Source organism: Pseudomonas sp. D8002, from assembly GCF_013385695.1.
GTDB lineage: Bacteria > Pseudomonadota > Gammaproteobacteria > Pseudomonadales > Pseudomonadaceae > Aquipseudomonas.
In genome coordinates this window covers 1-1,675 of record NZ_JACAPM010000074.1, presented here as the reverse complement: position 1 = coordinate 1,675, position 1,675 = coordinate 1, and the positions used below count along the sequence as shown (strand labels likewise).

General features: G+C 63.0%; 1 protein-coding gene. It reads right to left on the bottom strand.

Features of this window, described 5'->3' with window-relative positions; all coding sequences use genetic code 11:
- On the bottom strand, window positions 1-1,556 hold a 1,556-nt coding region (hutU, locus tag HX807_RS31225), incomplete at its 3' end, for a urocanate hydratase (RefSeq protein WP_177010131.1).
- Window positions 1,557-1,675: the final 119 nt, after the last annotated feature.

Genomic DNA, 1,675 nt, shown 5'->3' with positions numbered 1-1,675 from the left:
GCGATACGCTCGGCGGCTTCGTCGGTACCGTCGCAGACAATCACCATGCCCGAGTGCTGGGAGAAGCCCATGCCGACGCCGCCGCCGTGGTGCAACGAAACCCAGGTCGCGCCGCTGGCGGTGTTGAGCAAGGCGTTGAGCAGTGGCCAGTCGGACACGGCGTCGGAGCCGTCCTGCATCGATTCGGTTTCACGGTTGGGGCTCGCCACCGAGCCGGAGTCCAGGTGGTCGCGGCCGATCACGATGGGTGCCGACAGCTCGCCGCTGCGCACCATTTCGTTGAATGCCAGGCCGAGCTTGGCGCGCTGGCCCAGGCCAACCCAGCAGATACGCGCCGGCAGGCCCTGGAAGCTGATGCGCTCGCGGGCCATGTCCAGCCAGTTGTGCAGGTGCGCGTCGTCCGGGATCAGCTCTTTGACTTTGGCGTCGGTCTTGTAGATGTCTTGCGGGTCGCCCGACAGCGCAGCCCAACGGAACGGGCCGATGCCACGGCAGAACAGCGGACGGATGTAGGCCGGGACGAAACCCGGGAAGTCGAAGGCGTTTTCCACGCCCACTTCTTGCGCCATCTGACGGATGTTGTTGCCGTAGTCGAACGTCGGGATGCCTTGTTTCTGGAACTCGAGCATGGCCTTGACGTGCACGGCCATCGACTGCTTGGCGGCCTTGATCACTTCGGCCGGTTCGGTCTTGGCGCGGGCGCGGTATTCGTCCCAGGTCCAGCCGGCGGGCAGGTAGCCGTTGAGCGGGTCGTGGGCGCTGGTCTGGTCGGTGACCATGTCCGGGCGTACGCCACGCTTGACCAGTTCCGGAAGGATTTCAGCGGCGTTGCCCAGCAACGCGATGGAGATCGCCTGGCCGGCCTTGGTGTATTTGTCGATGCGCGCCAGGGCGTCGTCGAGGTCGGTGGCTTGTTCGTCGACGTAGCGGCTGCTCAGGCGGAAGTCGATGCTGACCTGCTGGCATTCGATGTTCAGCGAGCAGGCACCGGCCAGGGTCGCGGCCAGTGGCTGGGCGCCGCCCATGCCGCCGAGGCCGGCGGTCAGGACCCAACGGCCCTTGAGGTCATCGTTGTAGTGCTGGCGACCGGCTTCGACGAAGGTTTCGTAGGTGCCCTGCACGATGCCCTGGCTGCCGATGTAGATCCAGCTGCCGGCGGTCATCTGGCCGTACATGGCCAGGCCCTTGGCATCCAGTTCGTTGAAATGCTCCCAGCTCGCCCAGTGCGGCACCAGGTTGGAGTTGGCGATCAGCACGCGCGGGGCGTTGCTGTGGGTCTTGAACACGCCGACGGGTTTGCCGGATTGCACCAGCAGGGTTTCGTCGTCGTTGAGGTTGGTCAGGCTTTCGACGATCTTGTCGTAGCATTCCCAGTTACGTGCCGCACGGCCGATGCCGCCGTACACCACCAGTTCTTTCGGATTTTCGGCAACCTGCGGGTCGAGGTTGTTCATCAACATGCGCAGCGGCGCTTCAGTCAGCCAGCTTTTGGCGGTCAGCGTGTTGCCGCGTGCGGCACGGATTTCAACGTCACGGTATTGGGTAGGCTTGGTCACAAAAAAATCCTCAACGATCAATGCGCGAACATTGATGGGTGCGAAGAGGAAGTTCATGGACTCTTACGCACACATCTTTACTTGTACATACAAGCATATGCAAGGTTGTTGCCAACTCG